At 72.6% G+C, this 24,946-nt stretch carries 20 protein-coding genes; 7 read left to right on the top strand and 13 right to left on the bottom strand.

Features of this window, described 5'->3' with window-relative positions:
* Positions 1–4: 4 nt before the first annotated feature.
* On the bottom strand, positions 5–865 hold the full coding sequence (locus BBK14_RS19550; RefSeq protein ID WP_071064603.1) for a type II secretion system F family protein: 861 nt from the start codon (positions 863–865) through the stop codon (positions 5–7).
* Positions 865–2,151, bottom strand: coding sequence for a TadA family conjugal transfer-associated ATPase (locus tag BBK14_RS19545; RefSeq protein ID WP_071064601.1), 1,287 nt, complete (start codon positions 2,149–2,151; stop codon positions 865–867). Before BBK14_RS19545 ends, BBK14_RS19550 begins: the two co-directional genes overlap by 1 nt.
* A gap of 658 nt (positions 2,152–2,809) precedes the next feature.
* Between BBK14_RS19545 and BBK14_RS19540 the strand changes: the two genes are divergently transcribed.
* Entirely contained in the window at positions 2,810–4,450 is a 1,641-nt protein-coding gene (locus BBK14_RS19540; protein ID WP_071064638.1) for a PAS domain-containing protein, read from the top strand.
* Positions 4,451–4,526: 76 nt separating this feature from the next.
* Here the strand turns inward: BBK14_RS19540 and BBK14_RS19535 are convergent, their stop codons facing one another.
* From BBK14_RS19535 to BBK14_RS19510, 6 genes are all read right to left on the bottom strand, one after another.
* Positions 4,527–6,134 (bottom strand): hypothetical protein, encoded by a 1,608-nt coding sequence (locus BBK14_RS19535; RefSeq protein ID WP_071064599.1) that lies wholly within the window; start codon positions 6,132–6,134, stop codon positions 4,527–4,529.
* A gap of 446 nt (positions 6,135–6,580) precedes the next feature.
* Complete coding sequence (locus BBK14_RS19530) at positions 6,581–7,072, bottom strand: DUF6912 family protein (RefSeq protein ID WP_020463276.1); 492 nt, start codon at positions 7,070–7,072, stop codon at positions 6,581–6,583.
* 23 nt (positions 7,073–7,095) lie between these two features.
* Positions 7,096–8,331, bottom strand: a complete 1,236-nt coding sequence (locus BBK14_RS19525) for a patatin-like phospholipase family protein (protein WP_071064597.1) — start codon at positions 8,329–8,331, stop codon at positions 7,096–7,098.
* Between the two features lie 194 nt (positions 8,332–8,525).
* Positions 8,526–9,023 carry a transcriptional regulator gene (locus BBK14_RS19520; protein WP_020463278.1) on the bottom strand — a complete coding sequence of 166 codons (498 nt, stop codon included), beginning with the start codon at positions 9,021–9,023 and terminating at the stop codon, positions 8,526–8,528.
* A 582-nt stretch (positions 9,024–9,605) separates the two neighbouring features.
* Positions 9,606–10,928 (bottom strand): CpaE/TadZ family protein, encoded by a 1,323-nt coding sequence (locus BBK14_RS19515; protein ID WP_071064595.1) that lies wholly within the window; start codon positions 10,926–10,928, stop codon positions 9,606–9,608.
* Positions 10,925–11,701 carry an SAF domain-containing protein gene (locus tag BBK14_RS19510; RefSeq protein ID WP_071064593.1) on the bottom strand — a complete coding sequence of 259 codons (777 nt, stop codon included), beginning with the start codon at positions 11,699–11,701 and terminating at the stop codon, positions 10,925–10,927. The genes BBK14_RS19515 and BBK14_RS19510 overlap by 4 nt, the downstream gene beginning before the upstream one ends.
* A gap of 451 nt (positions 11,702–12,152) precedes the next feature.
* On the opposite strand from BBK14_RS19510, the gene BBK14_RS19505 reads away from it, so the two are divergent.
* Positions 12,153–12,389, top strand: a complete 237-nt coding sequence (locus tag BBK14_RS19505; RefSeq protein ID WP_020463281.1) for a helix-turn-helix domain-containing protein — start codon at positions 12,153–12,155, stop codon at positions 12,387–12,389.
* A gap of 87 nt (positions 12,390–12,476) precedes the next feature.
* Here the strand turns inward: BBK14_RS19505 and BBK14_RS19500 are convergent, their stop codons facing one another.
* Positions 12,477–13,046: a hypothetical protein gene (locus BBK14_RS19500; RefSeq protein WP_071064637.1), complete on the bottom strand. Its 570-nt coding sequence runs from the start codon at positions 13,044–13,046 to the stop codon at positions 12,477–12,479.
* 270 nt (positions 13,047–13,316) lie between these two features.
* Here BBK14_RS19500 and BBK14_RS19495 point away from each other — a divergent pair, with 270 nt between their 5' ends.
* Together BBK14_RS19495 and BBK14_RS19490 are read left to right on the top strand one after the other, a co-directional pair.
* A complete protein-coding gene (locus BBK14_RS19495; protein WP_071064591.1) occupies positions 13,317–14,495 on the top strand; it encodes a LysM peptidoglycan-binding domain-containing protein in 1,179 nt (392 codons plus the stop codon).
* Positions 14,496–14,575: 80 nt separating this feature from the next.
* Positions 14,576–15,325 (top strand): Rv3235 family protein, encoded by a 750-nt coding sequence (locus BBK14_RS19490; RefSeq protein ID WP_071064589.1) that lies wholly within the window; start codon positions 14,576–14,578, stop codon positions 15,323–15,325.
* Between the two features lie 85 nt (positions 15,326–15,410).
* Here BBK14_RS19490 and secA read toward each other — a convergent pair whose 3' ends face one another.
* Positions 15,411–18,392, bottom strand: a complete 2,982-nt coding sequence (gene secA, locus BBK14_RS19485) for a preprotein translocase subunit SecA (RefSeq protein ID WP_071064584.1) — start codon at positions 18,390–18,392, stop codon at positions 15,411–15,413.
* A gap of 321 nt (positions 18,393–18,713) precedes the next feature.
* On the opposite strand from secA, the gene BBK14_RS19480 reads away from it, so the two are divergent.
* Entirely contained in the window at positions 18,714–19,364 is a 651-nt protein-coding gene (locus tag BBK14_RS19480) for a GNAT family N-acetyltransferase (protein ID WP_235014714.1), read from the top strand.
* A 90-nt stretch (positions 19,365–19,454) separates the two neighbouring features.
* On the opposite strand, the gene BBK14_RS19475 is transcribed toward BBK14_RS19480, so the two are convergent.
* The 3 genes from BBK14_RS19475 to BBK14_RS19465 all read right to left on the bottom strand — a co-directional run bounded on the left by BBK14_RS19475 (position 19,455) and on the right by BBK14_RS19465 (position 22,547).
* Positions 19,455–20,168, bottom strand: coding sequence for a response regulator (locus BBK14_RS19475; RefSeq protein ID WP_018505454.1), 714 nt, complete (start codon positions 20,166–20,168; stop codon positions 19,455–19,457).
* 149 nt (positions 20,169–20,317) lie between these two features.
* Positions 20,318–21,091 (bottom strand): ribosome hibernation-promoting factor, HPF/YfiA family, encoded by a 774-nt coding sequence (gene hpf / locus BBK14_RS19470; RefSeq protein ID WP_071064582.1) that lies wholly within the window; start codon positions 21,089–21,091, stop codon positions 20,318–20,320.
* Between the two features lie 553 nt (positions 21,092–21,644).
* On the bottom strand, positions 21,645–22,547 hold the full coding sequence (locus BBK14_RS19465) for a ComF family protein (protein ID WP_071064580.1): 903 nt from the start codon (positions 22,545–22,547) through the stop codon (positions 21,645–21,647).
* Positions 22,548–22,972: 425 nt separating this feature from the next.
* Here BBK14_RS19465 and BBK14_RS19460 point away from each other — a divergent pair, with 425 nt between their 5' ends.
* A complete protein-coding gene (locus BBK14_RS19460; protein ID WP_071064578.1) occupies positions 22,973–24,157 on the top strand; it encodes a DUF7847 domain-containing protein in 1,185 nt (394 codons plus the stop codon).
* Positions 24,154–24,933, top strand: coding sequence for a DUF4129 domain-containing protein (locus BBK14_RS19455; RefSeq protein WP_071064576.1), 780 nt, complete (start codon positions 24,154–24,156; stop codon positions 24,931–24,933). The genes BBK14_RS19460 and BBK14_RS19455 overlap by 4 nt, the downstream gene beginning before the upstream one ends.
* Positions 24,934–24,946 lie beyond the last annotated feature (13 nt).

The following is a 24,946-nucleotide window of genomic DNA, read 5'->3' as shown; positions in this document are numbered from 1 at the left end:
CCACTCATGGCCGCAGCACCCGCCCCTCCTCGGGCAGGCGCCCGATCCGCTTCATGAGCACGTACGCCAGGACGGAGACCCCGGCGCCACCGAGGAGCACCAGCACCCCGGTGGGGCTGTCGTAGGCCTGGATGTTCTCGCCGCGACTGGCGAGCAGCAGCAGGACGATCCACGGCGCCGCCATCGCGAGGCGGGCGGCGTTGACCGTCCAGGCCTGGCGGGTCTCCAGCTCCGCGCGGGTGCGGGCGTCCTCGCGCAGGAAGGTCGACAGGGTGCGCAGCAGGCGACCGAGGTCGGTGCCGCCGACCTCTCGGGCCATCCGCAGCGACTCGATGATGCGGTCCGCGACGGGATCGGCGAGATCGTCGGCGAGCCGGTCGAGGCAGGTCGAGAACGAGCCGGTCGCGCGGTAGTCCTCGCCGAACCGGGTGAACGCCGGGCGCAGCGGCGCCGGCCCGCGGACGCCGACCGCGGCCAGCCCCTCGGGCAGCGACATGCCGGCGCGCACGGCGCTGGCGAGGTTGTCGACGACGTCCGGCCACAGCTCGCGCAGGTCGTGGATGCGGGCCCGGCGCCGGCGCAGCACGAGCTGGCGCGGCAGCACCGAGGCGAAGGCGGCGAAGGCCACGGCCAGCGAGAACGTGCCGGAGAAGACCAGGATGACCAGGCCGGCCACCAGTCCCAGGGCGGCGCTGATGAGGACGAACTGGTGCGCGGTGACACCGCGGATCCCGGCCTGGGCCAGTGTCTCGCGCAGGTTGCGGGCCCAGGAGGCCTCGGCGCGCGCGCCACCGGCCCGCGGACGCCCGCTCGCCACGATCAGGAAGAGGCCGAGGCCGAACAGCAGGCCGAGGAAGATGCCCATCAGCGCTCGACCGCGATCTGCGCGTACGCCCGCTCGTGCTCGCTGGGAGCGAGCAGCGCCGGCAGGTCGAAGCCGGCGCGCAGGTACCGCTCGGGATGGGGCGGGAACCCGTCGGCGCGCACGAGCATGTTGCCGCGGGTCCGGAAGATCTGGGCGACCTCCACCGTGTCGCCCTCGGCGCGGCCCGGCAGCGCGGCGATCTCGGTGACCCGCCGCCGGCCGTCCGCCTCCTTCGACAGGTGAACGACCAGGTCCACGCTGGAGGCGACGGTGGGGACCACGAAGGAGTGGGTGACGTTCTCGCCGGCCAGCAGCGGCAGGGTGCACAGCTTGGTCACCGCCTCGCGGGCGGAGTTGGCGTGCAGACTACACATTCCGGGCAGGCCGGAGTTGAGGGCGATGAGCAGGTCGAGCGCCTCCTCCTGGCGCACCTCGCCGACCAGGATCCGGTCCGGGCGCATCCGCAGCGCCTCCTTGATGAGCCGGYGCAGCCGGATCTCCCCGGTGCCCTCCAGGTTCGCCTGCCGGGTCTGCATGGCCACCCAGTCGGGCGCGCGCAGCCGGAGCTCGAAGACCTCCTCGACGCTGATCACCCGTTCCCGGGCGGGGATGGCGGAGCCGAGGCAGTTGAGCATGGTCGTCTTCCCGGCCTGAGTGCCGCCGGCGACGATGACGTTGAGGCCGGAGATGACCGACGCCTCCAGGAACATCGCGGCGTTCGGTGTGATCGTCCCCAGGGCGACGAGCTCGTCGAGGCTGCCGGCGGACAGAACGAACTTCCGGATGTTCACCGACCAGTGCACCCGGGTGACGTCCGGGATGACGACGTGCAGGCGGGAGCCATCGGGAAGCATGGCGTCGACGAACGGGGTGGAGAGGTCGACCCGGCGCCCGGACGACTTCAACATGCGTTCCACCAGGTCCTGCACCTGGTCCTGGGTGAGAATCGTGGTGGTCAGCTCGCTGCGCCCGTGCCGCGCGACGAACACCCGGCCCGGCTCGTTGATCCAGATCTCCTCCACGGCCGGATCGTCGAGATGGCGTTGAAGCGGCCCGAAACCGGCGACAGCGTCGTAAACCGAACGAGCGGTCGCATCCCGGTCGACGACGGGCGGGAGATCACTGGTGAGCGCACGTTCCTCGTAGTCGACGAGAACCGCGTCCACAAGTTGACGAATGAGGACGGGTTCCCGCTCCGGGTCGAGGGAACGCCGCCGGATCAGTTCACGGACCTCTCCTTCCACGTGAGAGGTCGCGTCCGGCCAGTTCCCGCGTGCTGCCGCCACGGAGAATCGCCGCTCCTCTTCCATATTCACGCGGCCAGCCCCCCACGCTTCGGACATCAGCTACGAAGCGTAGGAAGCGGGTCACTCGACATCAACCCTTCCAAGCAGGTACGCAAGCAACAACGTTCGCACAACCTCGGACGGCCGTCGGCGCCGGGTCGGACCACTACCAGCCACGCAGCGCGCGAGCTCCCACCACCCATCGAGGGGGTAACTACCCTCTGTAACCGATCTTCGGTGTCGCTCTCGGCGCTGGTGTCCGCTCCGCGGTGGCCCACCATCCCCTCCCGGCGGGTACCCGCGACCGCCGCGGCCCTGTCCCGATGAATGGATACGGAAATCAGATCGGCGCCGAAACGCCGACCGCGTGCGCCACCATCGATGCGCCGAAGCGGTAACCTGCCGGCGGTCAGAAACCCGTACGTCGCACCACCACACAGGAAACCGACAACGCGCGGTCCGCGCCGACCGGTGGAACTCCCCCACACCACCTTCCAGGTCGCCGACCGCCGCCGACGCCTGCCTCGGGGGTCATTCACGTGCCCGGTCAGCCAACGTCCCGCCCCACCGAATGCCCACCGGGCACAGCTGTTCCATCGTCACCACCCATACCGGCCGCGATGCCGGCCCCCCGACCGACGCCTTCCCGGGACCTGCGATGAACGCCGACCACGACGCGAACCCCGCCGATATGTTCGCAACCGCATGGGACGTCTTCCGGCGAATTGTCGACAACTGCCCGGTCGGGATATTCACCGCAGATGTCTCAGGCCGGCACGTCTTTGTGAACCGGCAGTGGTCCGTGCTGACCGGAGTTTCCCGGGACAAGGCGGTCGGGCGAGGCTGGGAACGAGCCGTGCATCCGGAGGACGTCCGGGCCGTCACCAGCCAGTGGCGCCAGCTGGTCACTGAGGGTGACGAGTTGACGGTTCAGATTCGGCTGCTCCGTCCGGACGGATCCGCCCGGACGGCGATACTGCGCGCTGCGGCCGTCGTCGGTGAGAACGGCCACCGCCGCTTCGCCGGAACCCTCACAGCCGTGCCGGACGGCAGCGCCTCCGCTCCCACGGGTATCCCCGCCGACGGTCTGGACGCGGTGGCGTTCGAACGGGGATCCGGGTCGGCGCTCGGCGAGCAGGGCTCCGCGGCGCCGGAGACCGCCGGGATCGACTCGCCGATCGGTGACGACCTCGACGACCTCGGCAGTCTGTGCTCGGAAACCATCGAGCTGCTACGTGACGAACTCGAGCGCTTCGACGTGGTCACCGACGATCTCTGGTACCCATCCGACGGCGTCAGCGACCACGACAGACCGGGCTGGGCGGTGCCCGCACCCCGCCGCCCGCTGTCCGCCGAGTTCGATCCGCCGTTCGTGGACCCGCCGTTCGATCGGCCCTTCCCGGAGCCACCGTTCAAGGACCCGTTCAAAGAGCCGCCGTTCGCGGAGCCGCCGTTCACCGGGCAGCTGCCCGGCCCGGCGCGGGCCCGGTCGACCGGGCCGGGCTCCACCGGTCCGGTGGTGAACGGCGGACGGGACGGCGCCGACCCCGCGGGTGCCGACCCCTCTCGTGCTGACTCGGCCGGCGCTGACGGACAGGGCTTTCCCTCGTACGTTCCCCGTTCGGGGTCGGCCCGGGGCGGCGCCCTGCCGCCCGGAGCCGAATGGCGGGCGGCGGTCAGCCCGCATGGAGCACTGCCGGGGCCACCACCTCCGGTGCCGGGCCGCGCGCCGGAGGCTGGCGGCCGGCCGCCGGGGGCCTTCTGGCGCCCGGTACTCCCGCAGCGGTCGGAGCCCCTGATCACGGGGCCACCCGGAGCCCACCATGCCAGCGGCGACGGTGCGTGCGGGTGCGTGCTCTCCGAGGTCCGGCGGCTCTCCGACGCCTGTCATGAGCGCGAGCGCTGGCTGACCACACTGCTGGCCGAGCTGCCTTCGGCAGTCCTCGTCGCGGACGCGGACGCCCAGGTGGTGGCCGTGAACCAGGCGTACTGCGACCTGTTCGAACTGGCCGAGTCGCCGGTGGACCTGGTCGGCACGGACTGCCGGACGCAGATGCGCCCGATACCGGGCCTGGTGGAGGACCCCGCGGGCTTCGCCAGCCGGCTGGACACCCTCCTGCGTCGGCGCCGTACGACCCGCCGCGAGGCCGTCATGTTCGCCGACGGCAGGGTGTTCGAACGCAGCCACATCCCGCTCGCGGGACCGAACGGCTACCACGGCCACCTGTGGCTGTACGTCGACGTGACCGATCGGCGCATCGTCGAGGCCGAGATCGAGGGTCTCATCTCGGGGCTCTGACCAGCCGCCAACTGACGGGACGAGTGGGCTCGGGCGTCGGGGCCCACTCGTCCGGTGCGTCGGTGCGAACGGCGCCTCAGGCCAGGCCGCTGTGGTGCCGGGCCTGAAGGTCACGCGCCTGACCGACCCAGTCGTCGGTGACGATCCGATCGCCGAACCCGTCCAGCTTCTTCGCCAGCCGGTCGACGTCGGTGTCGCCCATCGTGGCCAGCTGGCGGAACGTCGTGATGCCCAGGACCCGCAGCCGCGACTCGGTCACCGGCCCGACCCCGACGATCTCCTTGAGGTTGTCGGTGGACAGCACGGGCTCGGCCGGGCCTCCCCACGACGCCCCGGAGAGGTGGAACCGGCCCGCCGACTCGGGACCCGCGTTCCATCCGCCGGCGAGCGTGCCCACCGCCGGGCGCCCGGTGACGCCCGCGGAGGCCGCGGCGCCGACCAGCGCCGCGCCGATCAGTTCGAGGTCGTCGTCACGGGACCCCGGGATGACATGGACGAGCGGGCCGGCCTCGAAGGCTCCGGGCCCCGTGGAGGTCAGGTGCTCCGCCTCGATCGACTCCCTGGCCCAGGTGAGCTCGACCGAGGATGATGCCGGCTCCTCCTCGGTCGGCTCCACCTCAACCGGCTCGACCTCGACCGGCTCCTGCTCGGTCAGTTCCTGCTCGGCCGGCGCCTCGTGCACCGCGTAGACCTCCTTCGGCTCGTCCGCGACCTGGTCCGTCTCGCTCTCGGCCTGAACGGGCTCGACCGTTGCGATGGCCTCGGGCTCATCAACGGATACCGGGGGGAGCGATGCCGCCGGCCGAGTCTCCTCGGCCTCGGCGATCCGGGCGAGGAGCTTGATCCGCTCTGCCGCCCACTCGGCCTGGTGCCGGTCGAGGCGGGTGCTCATCGTCGCGACCTGCCGCTGCGCCGCCTCCGCGTCGGTGCGGACCATGGCGAGCCGGGAGGAGAACCGGGCCGCGCGCGACTCCGCCTCCTCCAGTTGCTCACGCAGCCTGACCGTCTCCCGGGCAAGGTCGGCGACAGTTGTGACATCACCGTGGTCGGCGAGTGCGGCTGCGTCCGGGGTGACGGGGGCGTCCTCCGGCTGGGCGACGCCGGCGGTGCCCGCGTCGACGGCCGGTGCCGCGTGCAGCGCCGCTTCGATCTCACCGATCCGCGCCTGCGCGATCGCGACCTGGTACTCGGCCGCCGCGACTCGCTGCTCGGACTCGATGGCCTGCTGTTCCGCGGCGGCGAGCCGGGCCGTCAGGCTCGCCTTCTCCGCGGCCCACCGCTCCTCCTGGTCACCCAGGCGCGCCATCAGGTCGGCGAGATCCGCTTGTTCGACCCTGGGCGCCAGCGGCGGCCAGGTGTCGTCGTCGAGAGGCTGCCCGAACCCGGCATTCGTCTCGGTCACAGGGTCGGCTGCAACGAGGTCGGGGTGGCGCGCGCCCCGGTCGCTGTCGACGCCGGGATCACGCGCGGGCGCGCCGCCGGATCGACCGGGGGTGGAGGCCGAGGTGGCGCCCCCTCCTGCCGACTCGCCCCGAGCGGCCCGCGCCCTGGCCGCCCTGGCCGCACGGGCCTGCGCGGCCTGCTGGCGCCGAACCGGCGCGGCGAGGAAGACCCAGGCGAGCGCCGCACCGACGATCATCGCCAGCAGCACGAACACCAGAATCTGCCCAGCGAGATAGAGCACGGTTCACCAGCCTCCTACGTCACGCCACAGATGCACCGAGATCAAGGAACGCACGACGGAACGCCCACGTCGACCCCGGGGAAGCCGCGGAACACGCGACGGACCAGCCGAAACCGGACCATGCACACGCTCCGCAAGACGAGCTATTGGGTGAGCAACCAGCTCAGCAACAACACTATTCGGTGCGTTGATCGATGCCCGCCGCGGGGAGTCATGAGCAACGCGAGGACGACAAGTCACCTCAGACCCGCCGCCTCGTCACCCACTTATGACAACGTCCGACCAACAGATCTCGTCAACTCATCTCCTCTACATCAATCCAACGACAAACATCGCCTCTTGGTTGTTGCCCGATTGTCATCACACCGACTCCGGCTCGTCCCGCAACGACGTCCTGCGTGGGTGTTAGGCGTGAGTGTTGGGTGTACGCGGGCCCGCGGGCCCGGTCAGAGCAGGTCCGGCAGCTCCTGCGTCGCGAACCAGAGGAGCTCGAACCCCTCCGCGCCGTCGACGACGAAGGCCGCGTCGTCGCTGCCGAGGTCGGCCTCCAGCACGGCCGCGACGGCGGCCCGCACCGCGGCCTGGGCCTCGGCGTCCGACGGGTCGTCGGAGTGAACGGCCCGGACGGCGGCCAGCGGCACCGACTCGAGGACCTCGACCGCGCCTCGATCCAGGTCGTCGCGAACGCGCACCAGCCGCTCGTCGACGTCCGCGGCGAAGACGAAACGCCGCGGCGGCGACTCGGGGTCGGCGTCGAGCAGCCGCAGGCTCGCCCGGGCCGCGTCCTGCAGCGCCGCGAACTCCATCTCCTCGACGTCGGACTGGCTGTACCACTCCCGCACGGCGGGAGTGACCGCGAACGCCATGCCGGGTGGCACCTTCCGCTCGTGCAGCACCGCGCGGGCGGCCGTCAGCGTTGAGGGAAGGTAGACACGCATGTGCCCAGTGTGGCAACCCGCTGTCAGCCGACCAGACCGAGGTCCGCCTTCTGATCCGCGGCGGTGGTCGCCGCCGCGCGGCCAAGTGCCTCCCGGCCACCGGCGCGACGTCCCGGACCGCTCGCGGTGGCACCGGAGTCACCCGGGCCAGCCGTTGTTCCCGCCGTCGCTGTTCCCGCCGCCCGCGTGGCGCGGATGGGACGGGTGGGGCGCGTGTCGGCGCCGAGCGCGGTTCGGAGGGCGGCGGCCGAGGTTCGCAGCGAGGTCTCGAACACCTCCGCGCGGCGTGTCAGGTCCATGACGTTCCCGCCGATCACTTCTAGATCCTCCGGACCCGGGCACAGCGCTGTCACCCGGGTGCCGGCAGCCTCCAGCAGCTCGATCTCGCGGGCCAGCCGTCGCGTCGCGGCCCGGCGCATCTGCCGCTCCACCCGGGCGATGGCGCCACGCGGGCGGTCACTGTCGAAGGAGCAGGCCGGCGCGAGCACGAGCACCTCGTCCAGTTCCTCCTCGACCAGCAGGTCCAGGGACGCCGGTGATCTGGTGCCGCCGTCCACGAAGCGCCGGCCGGCGATCTTGACCGGCGCGTACCAGCCGGGGATGGCGCACGAGGCCATCACCGAGTCGGGCAGGGTCGCCCGCGGCGCGTCCGGGGAGCCGAAGAGCACCCTGCCGCCCGAGTCGAAGTCCATCGCGACGACGCGCAGCCGGGGGGACCGCGGCCAGCCGTTCGCCGCCAACGAGACGGGCTGACGTCCCCGGCCCGCGCCGGGGGGCACCGCGGCCGAGCGCTTGGCGGCCAGCGCGTCCAGCGGATGCTCGATCCGGGCGGCCGTCTCGGTCACGAGATCACCGATCGCGGCGATCTGGCCACGGCCCTGCGGGAGCAGCGCCGCCAGCGCGACCATCGGCGTCGCTTGGCGGGGATGCAGAGCGGTCGTGGTCAGCAGCCGCGGCGAGCCCATCCGCATCCGCGGCCTGGGCGGCAGGGACGCTCCGAGATCGCGGTAGTCCAGCACGGGGTAGCCCGGCTCGAAGATCCCACGCTCGGAATTGACCATCACGTCCGCGCCGACCCCCAGGCCGAGCAGCGCCGCGATGACCGATCCGGCGGATGTCCCGAGTACCAGGTCGTGATCCCGGACGTCGATGGCCTGTTCGGACTCGACGGCCCACAGTGCGCCGATCATCCAGGCTGAGCCGAGCACTCCGCCGGCGCCAAGCACCAGCCCCCTGTGCGAAGCCCGCTTCCTCGGCATTGCGTCACCTCCCGACGCGGTGCACCCGGCCACGCACACGGGTCGTGGTGCGCGTACGACACCGATGTCGCCGCTCCCGCGCGCGGGCCGTCCGCGCCCCATCAGGTACAACCGGGCCGGCCCGGCAGTTGTGCCGGCCCGCAGCCCGCCCCGGCCCGCGTCGACGCGGGGTGCCGTGGCCGGCGCCGCGATGCCTACTCCGGCGGCTCGCTCTCCTCGGGGAAGCTGGTCTCGAGCACTCCCCAGGCCCGCAGCCGCTCGGCGAACTCCTGTGGCGTCGTGTCGTGCAGCAGGGCCAGGGCCCGGACGTCGCCGTCTCGGATCGACAGCACATGCCCGGCGTAGTCGTCGCGCTGGCGCTGAATCTGCGCGACCCATCTGCGTACCAGTGCGGACGAATCGGGCGGCGCCTCGGCGAGCTTCTCCAGATTCAGCACGGTACGGGGCCTGCGTTCCCGCGGCGGCAGCTGATCCTCATTTGGTAGGAGCGCTGACACCGGAACACCGTAGAAACCGGCGAGCTCCGACAACTGATGAACGCTGATCATTCTGTCGCCGCGCTCGTAGGAGCCGACCGCGGCGGTCTTCCACCGACCGCGCGACTTCTGTTCGACGCCCTGCAGCGACAACCCCTGCTGGATCCGGATTGCCCGCAGGCGACCACCCACGGCCTTCGCGTACTCCCGGCTCACCCGACACACCCCCAGCCGTCTCGAACGAGCATCGACGTGCCCCTGTCACCACGCTGAGCTGGGTGGCGACGTTACACGCACACACTAACTTAACGTCCCCGAAAGCGACGGTTCACCATCCGACAGGTCATTGATGCGGATCGCGGCGAGTCCGCCACTCAGGCTGGATACGATTTGCACGATTTGCAGCAGGTCGCTCACCGCTGGACGTGGTTCCCAACCCCCTTATCACCCAATGCCAGGGCTTCGCCACTACTCGCGGGGAACCGTTCGACAATTCGATGCCCCCGAATCGCTCCCCGTAACCGCAGCAGGCGCAGACCGCCGCCGCCGAGGGCCACCGAATGTCACAGCAGCCATAGCTGGACGGACGAAATCCCCCGGACTGGGCCAAATGTCACCTGAGAGATTCGTGATGCCAGTTAGGCACACTCCGGAGGAACGATTTCCGGAGACCGCCCACGGCCGGCGCGTCGGGGCGTGTCGGGACGACACGCGAGGAGCCGGGCGGGGCCGAGTGGGCCGGACCTGAGGCGCGCCGGGCTGGGGCGCACCGGCTTGGGGCACGCCAGGCTGGAGCGGTCAGCGCTGAGCGCGGCGCAGCGCGGAGCGCCGGCGCCGCCCCGAACCGGACACCCCCGCCAGGAGCGCGGCCAGATCCCGCACCGCAAGCCGGGCCGGCGATGCCGGGGCGATGTCGCGCAGGAGCTGACCGGACGCGGCTGCCGCGTCCAGGCCCGCCAGATCGTAGGGGACGAGCGCCACCGGCTCGCGGCCGGTGTGCCGGGCCATCGCCCGCGACACCTCACGACGCGGGTCACCGCCCACCACCGAGCCCCGCAGCTTGTTGACCACGATCAGCGGATCGACGTGCGGAACCACCTCCCGCAGCTCCGACAGCCCACGGACGAAGCGAACCAGCCCGACCGGCTCCGCGGACGCGACGGCGAGCACCGAGTCGGCCGCGCCGAGCACGGCCAGTGTGGCGCCGTTGCGCCGCGGCGCGGCCGTGTCGAACGACAGCTCCTCGTCCGTCTCCAGGCAGAAGCCGCAGTCGACGATCACGAACGACGCGAGCCGGCGCGACAGCGCCAGCACCGTCTCGATGGAGGCGGGACGCAGCTCCGGCCAGCGGGACGGCCGCGAGATACCCGGCAGCACCCGCAGACCGCCGCCGAGATCCCGACACAGCACCGCCAGGCGAGGGACATCCAGCAGGCCCTGGTTCGCCGAGCGCGCCGCTGCCGCGAGGCCCGGCGCCTCCTCGAGCAGCCCGACGTGCTGGCCGACCGAACCGCCGTACGAATCCGCGTCGATGAGCAGGGTCGGGGTGCCGAGAGCGGCGAGCTCGGCGGCCAGGCCCAGCGCGATCGTCGTGCGCCCCGGCGAGCCCACCGGCCCCCAGACCGCGAGCACCCGGCCCTCACCGGGCTCGCCGGGCTCGGTCTGGTCGGCCGCCGGCACCGCCGGGGCGAGTGGGTCGAAACCCATCAGCGGCTCGCTGAACGCCGCGGGCAGCGCGGGCGGACCGGCGAGGTCGGCCAGCGCGCGCGACGCCTCCACGACCGCACCCGCCACCGCCTCCGCGGTCGCGTCCGCCGGGATCACCGCGACGACGCCGAGCTGGCGCAGCCGGCGGTCGGCGTCCTCGTCCCCCGGCGCGATCAGGCCCACGACGGCCACACCGGACGCCGCCAGCCGCACCAGGGCATCCCTGTCGAGGCGGCGCAGATCGGCCGACAGCAGGGCGGCCCGGGCGGCCCCGGTCGTCGCGGCGGCAAGCAGATCGGGCAGGTCGACACACCGGCGGACGACCGTCACCCCGAGGTCGCGCCGGTCGAACGCCGAGACGAGGCCGGCCTCGACCACCGAGTCGGTGACGGCGGTCAGGATCGGCAGGCTCACCGACCGTACCCCGGAGCGGAGGACGGGCCGCCCGATCCGACCTCGCCGCGGGCGTCCCGCTCCAGCTTCACGACGTCGACCCGCTCGCTCTGCGACGCCGCCACCGCCCGGATGGCGTCATCCACCGGAACCCGCAGGGACAGCGACCGGTCGCCGCTGTTGAGCCTGTCCTGCGCGACGAACTCGACGTCGTGCAGCACCTGGATCTCGACGCCCGCGCCGGCCACGGCCTGCCCCTCCTGCGCGGGCTGCGCCGGGTCGCCGCCTGTCTCGGGCGGCGCGGCGGCTCCCGGCTGGTACACGAAGACGTCCACGTGATCGCCGGGGGACAGGTCGGGGACCCGCCCGGCCTTGACGATCACCGGGACGAGCCTGGTCGCGGCGGCGTCCTCGCCGGCGAAGTCGGCGCCGCTCAGGAGCTCGCCCGAGCTGACCGGACGGGCCAGGGTGGCGCCCAGGAGTTCGCTGCGACGGTCACCGGGGTAGTAGCGGTCCGACGTCGCGCCGTCCAGGTGGGCGGTGGCCGTGGTCAGGTCGCCGTCGACGACGATGTGGCCGGCCGGCAGGTCGGCGGCGGCGACCACCCACTGCCTGGTCCGGTCCGCGGTCGCGAACAGGCGCGCGCCGGCGACGACGGACACCAGCACCAGCAGGACGCCGATCAGCAGCCGCGAGTCGCGCCAGCGGCGGCGCCCGAGCCTGCGCGCCGGGGGTGACGGCGGCACCGGCGGGGTCGGCTCCGGTCGCGCCGGCGCGACGGTCAGCTCGGTCACCGGGCCCTCCTCACTCCTCGCCCGCGGCGATCTTCACCAACGGTCGTCCTCACCAACGGTCGTCCTCACCGGCGGCGGCATGTGCCGTGCCGGCGACGTCCTATGACGGCCACCGAAGAACACACCCCGGTCGCAGAGCGTACGTGGCCGACGATCCCGAACCCAGTCGAAACGGTGATACAGCATCAAGCCGTCACCGTCGCCGCGTTACGGCCTTTCCCCACATAGGACGCCTGGCTGGGCCCCGGCGATGCGCGGCGGCGGCGACGGGCATAAGGAGGTCGCCCGCCGGCCGCGCGCGTCTGGGCCTGGCGGCCGGTTACCGGTTGCCGGTCCCACCGATCGGTATCGCGAGCAGTTATCCACAAGCCGAGGCATTCGAACGCGATGCGAGGCGGGAAGTCTGATACACAGGTAAGACGCGCCGACCGTCACCGGAGAGGAGGCGTTGATGAACGACCGCTTCCTTCAGCTCAGCGACGTGGCAGAGATCCTCAACATCTCTGCCAGCCAGACGTACGCTCTCGTTCGCTCCGGTGAGCTGCCCGCCATCAAGATCGGCGGGCGGGGCCAGTGGCGGGTCGAGCGCAGCGAGCTCGAGGCCTACATCCAACGCGCGTACGAGCAGACCCGCGCCTTCGTGGCCGCCAACCCGATGAGCCGCAACGAGACCCTGCCCGAGGACTGACCCACCCCGAACACCCGCACCCGGGCCGGGCGTCTGGACGTCCAGCCGTCGGTCGCCGGGGTTTCAGCCGCGCCGGTCGCCGTGGGCTCAGCCGCGCCGGATGAACGCGAGGCCCTCGAGGGGCACCGTCCAGCCGGAGCGCACCTCGCCGCGGCGGGCGAACCCGCCCAGCGGATGTTCGGCGAGCTCGACGAAGTCCGCGCCGACGCGCAGCAGCGTCCCGGTCAGCTGCCCGCCGCCGAGCAGGGCGACCGCGCAGGCCGCCCGGTCGCGCACCAGGCCGCGCAGCACGTGGCGCAGGTCGAGCCGGGCCGCGAGACGGCCCTCGTGCCCAGGCTGCGCCGACACCGTCGGCAGGCCGCGCACCGCGAGCAGCGACGATCTCGGCACCAGCACCTCCGCCGGGCCGGACTCGGACAGCAGGAGCCAGTCGACCCCGAGCGCGGTGAGCCGCCCGGTGACGGCTGCGGGGCCGGCCGTCGGCCCGCCCCGCAGCAGGCATCTCACCTCGGCGCCCACCGCCGGTCGCAACCGGTCGAGCAGCCGGAGGTAACCGGCCTCCCGCCGCGTCCGGTCAGCGATCTCCGCTTCGAGCTCGGCCGCCTCGACGGCCTCCCACTGCAGCTCAAGATCGGCGAACAGGTCCTCCCAGCGCATCGCGGCGCCAACCTCCATTTCTACAGGTCAACCGTCACGACCCCGATCAGACGAAGCAGGACGGATTGACATACGCCTTTCGGCGGGTTACACAAGCAAACGTAACCAAACGGCCTCTGCCGTAGTTCGGCTCCCTGACCCCGAGCCAATCCGGAGGCCGGCATGGCTACCGATAGCAGCCATGCCGCCCATGGGCGATGTACCCCGACACAGCCGGTACATCGCCCATGGCCGGCACCGCTCCCATACCCGGACGGACGGTCACCAAAGATGATCTCAGGGGTGCGGCGGGACGCGGCCGCCAGGGTGGGCAGCGCCGTGCTCGCCCTCGGTGTCGCGGCGGTGCTGATCCTGCTGGGCCCGCGGCTGGCGGACCTGCCGTCGAGCCCCGGCGACATCCCCACGTGGTTCGCCGACGAGCCGGAGCTGGCGTTCGCCAACTGCCTCGGCATCATCGCCTGGATCTGCCTGCTGTGGCTGTGCGCCGGAGTGGTGCTCGGCGTCCTGGCCGCGCTGCCGGGCGCGGCCGGCCGGGTGTTCGCCGCGCTCGCCCGCCGGGTCCTGCCCAGCGCGGTGCGCCGGATCGTCGAAATCGGCCTCGGGGTGACCCTCGTGGCCGCGAGCGTCAGCCCCGTTCTCGGCGCCAGCCCGGCTTCGGCCGCCACCGGCCCGCCCGCCGCCACGGCGTCGGCGAGCGTGTCAGCGGACGCTTCGGCGGGCGCCCCGGCTATCGGGCCGACGGGCGGGCTGGCCGCGTCCCAGCGCGGCTGGCCCTACCTGGGCCACCCCGACGCGGCGTCCGGCGCCGGGCGTGGCCTGCCGGACGACGTCCAGGTCGTGCCGATGACCCCGGTCAGCGCGGCCGATCCACCCACCCGTGCGCAGCAGCCGCCGGATCCCGCCACGGCCGCCCCTGACCCCGGCGCCGCGCCCACGGACCGATCGGCCACGGCGACCGCGCGCGGATGGCCCTTCCTCGGCCATCCCGACCGGGCCGGGCACACCGATCAGCCGGGCCAGGCCGGCCAGCCGTCCAGCGCCAGCACGCCACGGCCCACAAACCCGACCCCAGGTGCACCGGCCCCCAGTGCGCCGAGCACCACCGCTCCGACGCCCGCCGCCGCAGCGCCCAGTGCTTCCGCGCCTTCCAGCAACGGCGGGGGTGATCCCCTCGTGCCCTCCGCGCCGCTCGGCACGGGCACGCCGGGCACGGCGCCCGGCGTATCCCCGGGCACTCCCCCGACGAATCCGGGCGCGACCGCGGAGGTCGTCGTGCTGCGCGGAGACAGCCTGTGGACGATCGTCGCCCGTCACCTCGGGCCTACCGCCACGACCGATCAGATCGCGGCCGAGTGGCCGCGCTGGTGGTCGGCGAACGCCGACGTGATCGGGCCCGACCCGGATCTTCTTCTTCCCGGCCAGCGGCTCCTGCCGCCACCCAGTCCCTGACCCCGGCTACAGCCACCTGCCCGGCCCAGGTCCCTCGGTGCCTGGGCGATGACGCCCCACCATCCCCCGAAAGGTCCGCCGTGACCGCGACGACCGCCCTGACCCTGCCCCGTCGCCGGCGTCCCCATGTCGCCACAACGCCCCGGTTGATGCCCGTGCGTCCCATCGACCCGCCCTACGACGACGAAACCGTCTCACCCGAGCAGACCGCGCCGGCCGGGCGAGCCCCGGGAACCGACCGGTCCGCGGGTGCCCGGTATTCACGAGTCGCGGCGCCGACCACCACGCCAAACGCCCCGTCGACCGCCATGGGCGCGCCGGTCAGGACGGTGTCCCGCGCCGAACGCGGCGCCGCCCGCCACCTTCTGCCGGACCAACGGACCCTCCCGTGGCCGCGGCCCGCCCGAACGACCCGCACGCCGGCGCGCCAGCCGGCGGACGGTGCTACCGCGGCGGACGGTGCCACCGCCGCCGCGGTGGCACCGCGGCTCGCGGCACGGGCACCGACGGGCCCGGGGACGTCACCGGACCCGCGCCGGACCGCGGCCGTCGTCGTACGAGTGATCGTCGAGGTGTTGTCCGGAGCCCGCCCGGCCGCGCATCTGGCCCCCTGGAGCACGGCCGCCCTGCAGAGCGACTTCCAGCGGACGGCCTCGTCCCTGGCCACCCGCCAGCCTTCTCAGGTGCGCAGCGTGCGGGTCAGCGAGCCGCTGCCCGGGGTCGCGGAGGTCAGCGCCGTGGTCAGCAGGGGCACCAGGGTGCGGGCGCTCGCGCTGCGGATGGAGCACGCGGCCGGCCGCTGGCAGGTGACGACCCTCCAGCTCGGCTGATTCTCCAGCTCGGCTGACCGGCCAGAGGCGGGGCGGAGAGCTCCGGGGACGCACCCGCCCCACCTCTGGCTTTCCGGTGGTTCCGTCAGTCGTTGCGGCGGGCCGGATCGCCGTGGCAGCGCTTGTACTTCCGCCCCGAGCCGCAGGGGCAGGGCGCGTTGCGTGCCGGGCGGGCCGTTCCGCCCTCGCCAGCGCCGCGGGACACGCCGCCGCCGGCCGAGCGCGGCCCACCACCGCCGGCACGGGACAGCTCGGACCCGTTGTCGACGGTCGTCACCGTGGACGAGCCGCCGTCGACGGACGGCGCCGTGTAACGCAGTCCGCCGGTCGGGCGGTGCGGTTCGAGGCCCTTGACGAAGACGGGCGGCGGGGACGCCGGCACCGGGGCCGGCGGAGGCTCGGGAGCGGTCCGCGCGGGCTGCGCCGGTGCGGGCGCGGCCGGGGTGACCGGCGGCACCGCGCCGACGGACACGGAGCCGCGCTCGGCCGGGGCGGCCGGCGTGGGCGTCGTGCCGGCCGGGGCCGCGGGCGCTCCTTCGGGCGCGGTGCCGCTCTGGTCGGTGTCCCGCCCCGCTACCTGCACCTCGACGTTGAACAGGAGGCGGACCGACTCCTCCTTGATGCCCTCCATCATCGTCTGGAACATGTCGAAGCCCTCGCGCTGGTACTCCACGACCGGGTCTCGCTGCCCCATCGCCCGCAGGCCGATGCCCTCCTGCAGGTAGTCCATCTCGTAGAGGTGCTCACGCCACTTGCGGTCGAGTACCGCGAGCACCACCCGGCGCTCCAGCTCACGCATGACGGCCTCGCCGTCCGGCTTGTCKCCGAGGTCGGCCTCACGCCGGTCGTAGGCGTCCTGCGCGTCCCCCTGAAGATCCTCGAGCAGAAGGTCGGAGGTCAGCCCCTCGCGGTCGTCGGTGCCCGGTGCGTCGACGCCGACCGGGTAGAGCAGGCCCAGGCCCGACCAGAGGGTTTCGAGGTCCCACTCCTCCGGGTACCCGTCGGCCGTCGCGCCGCGCACATAGCCCTCGACGGTGTCATCAACGAAGTGGCGAACCTGCTCGTGCAGGTCGGCGCCCTCCAGGACCTTGCGGCGCTCCTCGTAGATCACGGTGCGCTGCTTGTTCATGACTTCGTCGTACTTGAGGACGTTCTTGCGGATCTCGAAGTTCTGGCCCTCGACCTGGGTCTGCGCGGAACGGATCGCGCGAGTCACGATCTTGGACTCGATCGGGACGTCGTCCGGGATGTTGAGGCGGTCCATGATGCCCTCGACCGCCGCGGCGTTGAACAACCGCATGAGGTCGTCACCGAGGGAGAGGTAGAACCGGGACTCGCCGCGGTCGCCCTGACGGCCGGCACGGCCGCGCAGCTGGTTGTCGATCCGGCGGGACTCGTGCCGCTCGGTGCCGAGCACATAGAGGCCACCGGCGTTGACGACTTCCTCGTGCTCGGCCTTGACCGACGCACGGGCCTTCTCCAGCGCCTCGGGCCAGGCCGCCTCGTAGTCGTCCGGGGTGTCGATCGGAGACAGGCCGCGCTGGCGAAGCTCCGTCTGGGCGATGAACTCGGGGTTGCCGCCGAGCATGATGTCGGTGCCTCGGCCGGCCATGTTCGTCGCCACGGTGACCGCGCCGCGCCGGCCCGCCTCGCCGATGATCATCGCCTCGCGCTCGTGGTGTTTGGCGTTCAGCACCTCGTGCCGGACACCGCGCTTGGTGAGCTGCTTGGACAGGTACTCCGACTTCTCCACGCTGGTCGTGCCGACCAGGACGGGCTGACCGTTCTCGTGCCGCTCGGCGATGTCCTCCACGACCGCGTCGAACTTCGCGATCTCGGTCTTGTAGACGACGTCGGCCTGGTCCATGCGAGCCATCGGCTTGTTGGTCGGGATCGGCACCACGCCGAGGGCGTAGATCTGGTGGAACTCGGCGGCCTCCGTCATGGCCGTACCGGTCATTCCGGACAGCTTGTCGTAGAGCCGGAAGTAGTTCTGGAGAGTGATCGTCGCCAGGGTCTGGTTCTCCTGCTTGATCTCGACCTTCTCCTTGGCCTCGATCGCCTGGTGCATTCCCTCGCTGTAACGGCGGCCGTGCAGGACGCGACCGGTGAACTCGTCGACAATGAGGACCTCACCGTCGGTGACGATGTAGTCCTTGTCTCGCTTGTAGAGCTCCTTGGCCTTCAGCGCGTTGTTGAGGTAACCGACGAKGGGGGTGTTCACCGACTCGTACAGGTTCTCGATGCCGAGCTGGTCCTCGACCTTCTCCACGCCGACCTCGCTGATCGAGACCGTCCGCTTGCCCTCCTCGACCTCGTAGTCGACGTCCCGCTCGAGCAGGGGGGCGATCCGCGAGAACTCGGTGTACCAGCGGGTCGGGTTGTCGGCCGGGCCGCTGATGATCAGGGGCGTACGTGCCTCGTCGATGAGGATGGAGTCGACCTCGTCCACAACGGCGAAGTGATGGCCGCGCTGGACCAGTTCCTCGGCGCTCCAGGACATGTTGTCGCGCAGGTAGTCGAACCCGAACTCGTTGTTCGTGCCGTAGGTGATGTCGCACCGGTACTGCTGGCGGCGCACCGACGGCGGCATCTGGGGATGGATGACACCGACCGTGAGGCCGAGGAAGCGGTGGACACGGCCCATGTTCTCGGCGTCGCGCTGGGCCAGGTAGTCGTTCACCGTGACGATGTGGACGCCGTTGCCGCTCAGGGCGTTCAGGTAGGACGGCAGCGTGGAGACCAGGGTCTTGCCCTCACCGGTCTTCATCTCGGCGATGTTGCCCAGGTGCAGCGCCGCGCCACCCATGATCTGGACGTCGAAATGGCGCTGGCCGAGCGTGCGCCGCGCCGCCTCGCGCACCGTCGCGAACGCCTCGGGCAGCAACGAGTCGAGGGTTTCCTCTTCGCTGGCCAGGCGCTGGCGGAACTCGTCGGTCATCCCGCGCAGCTCGGCGTCGGTCAGACCGGTGAAGTCGTCCTCGATGAGGTTCACCTGCTCGGCGATCGCCTTGAGCTTGCGCAGAATCCGGCCCTCACCGGCACGCAAGATCTTGTCTAGAACCACGGCGAAACTCCTCCGGCAGGCATGTCGGCGAGGCTCACCGACAACCAAGATGCTAGCCCCTCGATCGCCACCCACGGCCCGTCCTCGGACCGGCGGCGGCGCGCCGGGATCGGGAGCCGCGCACCGCGCCCAGGTCGCCGCGGCGTCTCCCTCCCCCGCGAGTACACAACGACCGAGCGGCGGCGCCCGTGCCCGGCCTGGCAACGCGCGCCGTGGCCCGCCGGCCATCGTCGGAAACGTCTCGCGCCCACCACCGAATCGGGTGGCGACGGCGGACCGCGAGCACGCCGCCGCGGCCCGGGGTGCTGGCATCGTGGCGGTATGCGTTCCGACACCGGATCCGGTCCCGGCCCCGTCCCCGGCCCCTGGCTGCCCCCCGCGCGCCGGCCTGGGCCGGGCGCAGAGCGCGCCGTCCAGCGGATTCCGCTCGAGCCCGTCGAGATCACCGCGGGTGCGCTGCACCTACGTCCCTGGAAGGCCTCGGACGTCGACGCCGTGTGCGGGGCCTGTCAGGATCCCGAGATTCCGCGATGGACGCGGGTCCCCGTTCCCTACACGAGAGACCACGCGGAGGACTTCGTCTGCCGGCAGGCGCCGGAGGCGTGGGCGACGGCGACGGGCACGCCGCTGGCCGTCGTCGACGCCACCACCGAAGCGCTCCTGGCATCGGTGGCCCTGCAGGACCTGACCGACGAGGGGGACGCGGAGATCTCCTACTGGTGCGCCGCCGACGCCCGCGGCCAGGGCGTGGCCACCCGGGCGGCGGCGGCGCTGCTGCGTTGGGGGTTCGGCGCCCTTGGGCTGGAACGCGTCGAGTGGCGCGCGGCGGTCGGAAACCACGCCTCCCGCCGGGTGGCGGAGAAGCTCGGGTTCACCCTCGACGGCACGCTGCGCAGCGCGATCGTCCTGGGGGACGGCGTCCGCCACGACTGCTGGATCGGCACCCGGCTCGCCACGGACCCGCCCGTCTGACCGCCGCACTGCGGCTCGCCAACGGACCCGGCTGACCGCCGCCGCGCGGCTCGACGGACACCGACCGCGGGCCCGCCGGGCGCGAGGCCGTCAGGTGATCTCGAGCAACTTCTCCCGCACCGCGTACACCACCGCCTCCATCCGGGAGTGGAGCTGGAGCTTCTCCAGGATGTTCCGGATGTGGTTCTTCACCGTGTTCTCGCTGATGTAGAGCTGCTTGGCGATGTCCCGGTTGTTCAGCCCCTTGGCGACCAGGCGGAGGACCTCCATCTCCCGGTCGGTCAGCCGCGGTGTCGGGAGCTGCGGGCGGTCGTCCTTCGTCTTGATCATGGCCGCGAACTCGCTGAGCAGCTTGGAGGCCATGGACGGGCTGATGAGGCTCTGGCCGTTGTAGACCGCCCGAATGTCCGCGGCGACCTCGTCGATCGAGATCTCCTTGAGGAGGTAGCCCATGGCGCCGGCCTTGATGGCGTCAAAGAGGTCGGCTTCCTCGTCACTTATCGTGAGCATCACGATCTTCGCACTGGGCACCTTCTCCTTGATGGCGCTCGTGGCGTCGATCCCACCGCGCCTGGGCATGCGGACATCCATCAGGACGATGTCCGGCGCCATCTCGGCGGCCATCGTGACCGCCTCCGCCCCGTCGGCGGCCTCACCGACGACCTCGATGTCGACCTCCTGCGCCAGGACCATCTCCAGGCCGCGCCGGAACAGGGCATGATCGTCAACGATGAGCACCCGGATGGGATTCGCCTCCGATGGCGTACGCAGCGCCTCCTCGGAACGCTGCTCGTCCACCGTCATCTCCGACCTCCCCTGGAACCGCTCCCGCGGGGTTGTGCCCCCGGCGTCGCGACGCCGGGGGCACAACCCGTGGAACGTGCCGTGTGCACCGATGCCGGGAGTCCGACACCCAAGGCAAATGGTCCCACGCCGGCAGGGGGGATCGACCGTCACACGGCGGAAATGACCGCCGCCGTTCGTTCCCGGGCGCCGATCATGCTGTCTCCGGCCGCTCCCTCGAGCCGGATGACGCCGTAGTCGTAGCCGCATCGGCGGTACACGACGCTGGGCAGGCCGCTAGCGGCATCGAGGAAAAGGTAGAAGTCGTGCCCCACGAGCTCCATGTTCGACAGGGCGTCGTCGAGCGTCATGGGCGCGGCCTCGTGGGTCTTCTCGCGTACCACCATCGGCGAGTAGTCGGAATCGTCGCCGTCGCCATCGTCGGCCGTCGACCAGCTCGGCCGCTTCGCGCGGGTCTCGGATCCGACGGCGGCGAGGCCCGCCGCGCCGTCCTCGGCGCCCGGGACCGGCGGGCCGGCGGTGTCCGTCTCCGGCTGGCGGCCGGTCGGGACGGCGGGGATGTCCGGGACGGCACCCGCCCAGCCGGGAACCGGGTGGTTCGCACCCGCGTGGTTGGCGTGGTGGCGGACCCGCCGGTCCGAAGCGCGGCGCAGGCGCTCCGCCAGCTTGGCGGTAGCGCGGTCGAGCGCGGCGTAGGCGTCGGCCGCGGCGGCCTCCGCACGGATCACCGGGCCCCGCGAATACACGGTGAGCTCGACACGGTCGCAGGTGTCCGACAGCCGAGGGTTGTGTTCCTTGGAGAGTTCGACGTCGACCAGCATGACCTTGGAGTCGAGCCGCTCGAGCTTCGCGAGTTTGGCCTGGACATGCCTGCGGAACCGTTCCGGAACCGCGGTGTGCCTGCCCTTGACCACGATGTCCACGCGATCCACCTCCCGTTCACCTGGCCCGGCCGGCCGATCCGTGCGGGATCGACGCGACCGGCGAGTCGGTACCTCGGGCGGCCGTCGATGGCTGACCTCGGCGTGCCGAGGTCACCTCGTGTGCCGCCGTAGGTTGTCAACGTTCCTGGTGCAGTACCTGGTTGCAAATCAGCTGGTGCTGGTTTCTGGCGCTGCCGAATGGCTCCTTCCATGGGCGCGCCTCGCTGTCCGGTGACCACGGCATCGGCGGTGTTTCCACCGACCCGCCTCGCTCGGCTCCTTCCCCGCGCCGGTCGGGTCTATGCCGGAACGGCCCTACCAATATCGGGAGATTCCGGACCGGCATCCTGGGAGCGGCCGGCCGCGCCGTGAAGCCGGTCGGCACGTTCCGAAGGCCCCGCCTCGCGCGCTCCTCGACCGGGTCGGCAGCCCCGGGACGGCGGCCCGGGACGGGGGGCCGTGCGCCGCATCCGTCGCGTCGCGACGGTGGGCCGCACGCCGACCTCGTCCAGGACGACGGCACCGCGCCGAGCAGTGACGGTCATTGCCGGCATCAGCTTGTCGCCGTCGGCTCCGGGGGCGGAGCGCTCGCGCCCAGTGTCCCCCTTCCACCGCCCGGACGGCGGGCAATCCCGAAGGATGGCGCGTCGCGCCCGTGCTGGAGCGGTGTGGCGGCCACCGCCGCGCCGGCCGCCGGCGCCCAGCCGCCCGCGCGCAGCGCGCGCACCGCCTCCCGGACAGTCGCACCGGTGGTGACGATGTCGTCCACGACGACCGTGATCTCCCCGGGACGCGGCGAAGGCACGCCGGTGCGCAGCGCGAACGCCCCCGAACGGTTGCGTGACCGTGCCGCCGCCCCGAGGCCGGCCTGGTCGGCTCCGGACCGCGACACCCGTAGCGCCGCGCTAACCCGCGCCCGGAGCCCGCGGTGGGCGAGGGACCGGGCGGCGACCGCCGCGAGCCGGGCGACGTGGTCGACCCCTCGGCGCCGCCGCGCCGCGGCCGTCGTCGGGACCGGGACGAGAAGTACCGGTGGGGGCCGGCGACCGCCGGGCGCGGCCGCCACCAGCGCGGCCGCCACCGCCCGCGCGAGCGCCTGGCCCAGCACGGCAGCGAGGTCGACCCGCCCACGCTCCTTGTAGGAAAGCAGAAGGACCCGGGCGGCACCGGTGTACGAGGCCGCCGCGAAGGCTGGGGGCATCGCCGGCCGGAGCGCCGGCTGTAACGAGGGACCACGTGGCCGGCCGGGCCGCTGGGAGTGGCTGGCCGGATGGTGGCCTCGCCGCCCCGGGCTGGCCGTGGGACCCGGGGCGGCGAGAACTGGGGGACCCGCCAGGGCCGCCGCGCAACGCGCACAGGCGGCCTCGCCGAGCCGGCCGCAGCCCGCGCAGGCGCGCGGCAGCACGAGATCCGCGAGGATCGTCAGGGCCTCGGCGAGGTGGCGGAAGCGGGTCACCGGACGAGAATGACCGGTGATCGACCGGCTTCGCCATCGCCGGACCCGAGTTGTGGACAGACAGCACCGCACGCGGCGGCTGTGGACGACGCGGGCCGGACCCCGGCCAGACCGGCACCCGGCACCCGGCACGGGGCACGGGGCACGGGGCACGGGGCCATGAACTGCCTGCTGCGCCGCACCGGCCACGCCGGCATCAGCGGCACCCGGCGCACATCGACGACGCCCGGCGCATCCGGACCGGCCCGTCTGCCAGACCTGCGCGTCCGCCCGGCACGGCGGTGGCCCGTCGCCGGGCCGGCGGCGGGCGATCGCCCCGCGTCGACAGGGCGCCCGGTCGGGAGGTGTCCGTACTCGGTCTGCAACGATGCGGTCGCCAGGAACGTTGGTCGACACGGGACGGCAACTAGTACAGGGAGACCACGATGACGGACGGAGCCGGTCAGACCCCTCCCGGCACGCCCGGACCGGAACAGCCCGGCTCGTGGGGTGCGCCCTCCCCGGGCCCGCAGCACCCACCCCCCGGTTCGTGGGATCAGCCACCACCCGGCCCCGGAGGCGGCGCGCCCGCGCCCGGCGAATGGCCTGCGCCCGGCGGCTGGCAGGCCCCCGGCAGCGACCCCGCCGCGGCGCCGGTCCCCGGGCAGGGCGCTCCCCCCGGCTACATCCCGAACAGCCCGAACAGCGGGTACGGGCCGGGCGGGTACGGGCCGCACGGTGGCTACGGCCAGCAGCCCGGCCCGGCCCGGGGCTACGGCGCGTGGGGCCCGAACGGGTGGGGCGGTCCGCCGATCGCACCCAAGCCCGGTGTGATCCCGCTGCGCCCGCTGGCGGTCGGCGAGATCCTCGACGGGACCTTCGCGACGATCCGGTCGAACCCCGGCGCCACCCTCGGCCTCACCCTCGGCGCCACCGCCGTGGTCGAGACGATCAGCACGGTCGCCGCGATCGCCGCCGAGGAGATGTCCAATACGGCGGCAACGGTACTGACGCTGCTGCTCTTCGGCCTGAACGCGGCGCTCGGGATCTTCCTCTCCGGGGTGCTCGCGGTGGTGGTGAGCGAGGCGACACTCGGCGGGCGGATCACCGCGGGCGACGCCGTCCGCCGGGTCACCCCCCGGCTGGGCGGTCTGCTGATGCTGACCCTGGCGGTCACGCTGTTGAGCGCGCTCGGCCTGGTCGCGCTGATCGTGGGGGCGGTCGTGGTCGCCGTCTACCTGAGTCTGGCCACACCGGCCTACGTGCTCGAGGCGCAGTCGACCGGCGACGCGCTTCGGCGCTCGTGGCGGCTGGTCAAGGGATCGTGGTGGCGGACGCTCGGCGTTCTCCTCCTCTCCGCGGCGGTCGGCGGGGTCCTGATGTTGATCTTCGCGATCCCGACCAGCGTGATCCTCATGTCGTCCGAGCAGACGTTCGGCAGCCTGGTCGAGGGAGACCTGACCATGGCCGGGCACATCGTCAACGCGATCGGCAGCCTGCTCGCCACGACGGTCGCGACTCCGGTGATCTCCGGGGCCGTCGTCCTCCTCTACATCGATCGGCGCATCCGCCGCGAGGGGCTGGACGTCACCCTCACCGAGGCGGCCCGCCAGCGCGCGGCCACTCCGTGATCACCGGCCACCTGTCCGCCCCCTTCCTGCCCTCGTTCCTCCCCTCCCTCGTCGCTCCGGCCGTCGCCCCGGCGGCGGCCGGCGGCCCGCTCGGGGGGCCGGTGACACGCGAGGGGGCGCAGGACGAGGCTCGGCGCGAACTGTCCAAGAGCGTCTACCAGGACGCCCAGCCCGACTGGTTCACCCGGGCCATCACCTGGATCAACGACCGCCTCGCCGATCTGTGGAACTGGCTGACCCCGGACACCGATGCCGGCGTGGGCGGTTTCAACGGACTCGGTGTCCTCGCCGTGCTCCTCGTGCTCGTCGCGCTCGCCGTTGTGATCCGGCTGTGGCTGGGCCCCGTGCGGCGGACCGCGCGGGACCAGGTGGAGGAGACCGACCTGTCCAGTCCTCTCACCGCCGACCAGCTCCGCGTGCTGGCCCGGGACCAGGCCGGCCAGGGCGCGTACGCCGAGGCGGTGCGGTCCCGGCTGCGGGCGATCGTGCGGATGCTGGAGGAGCGTGGAGTGCTGGACCCGAGACCTGGACGCACCGCCGGCGAGCTCGTCGACGCCGTCCGCGCGGCCATCGACCGCGACAGCGATGCGATCGGTGCGCTGGTCGCGGCCGTCGAGGTGTTCAGCGAGATCTGGTACGGCGGTGGGCCGGCCACCGAGCGGGCCTACGAGGTTCTGGTGCGGGCGGACGAGCAGCTCACGGGCGTGCGACGCCGCCCGGGCCATGGCCGGTCCGACGACCGGTCCGACGACGGATCCCGCCCGGTCCCGGCATGACCGCTCCGCCGAC

It is taken from the genome of Parafrankia soli (assembly GCF_001854695.1).
GTDB lineage: Bacteria > Actinomycetota > Actinomycetes > Frankiales > Frankiaceae > Parafrankia > Parafrankia soli.
Note: the sequence above shows the minus strand (reverse complement) of the source record. Positions and strands in the feature narration are given on the sequence as shown.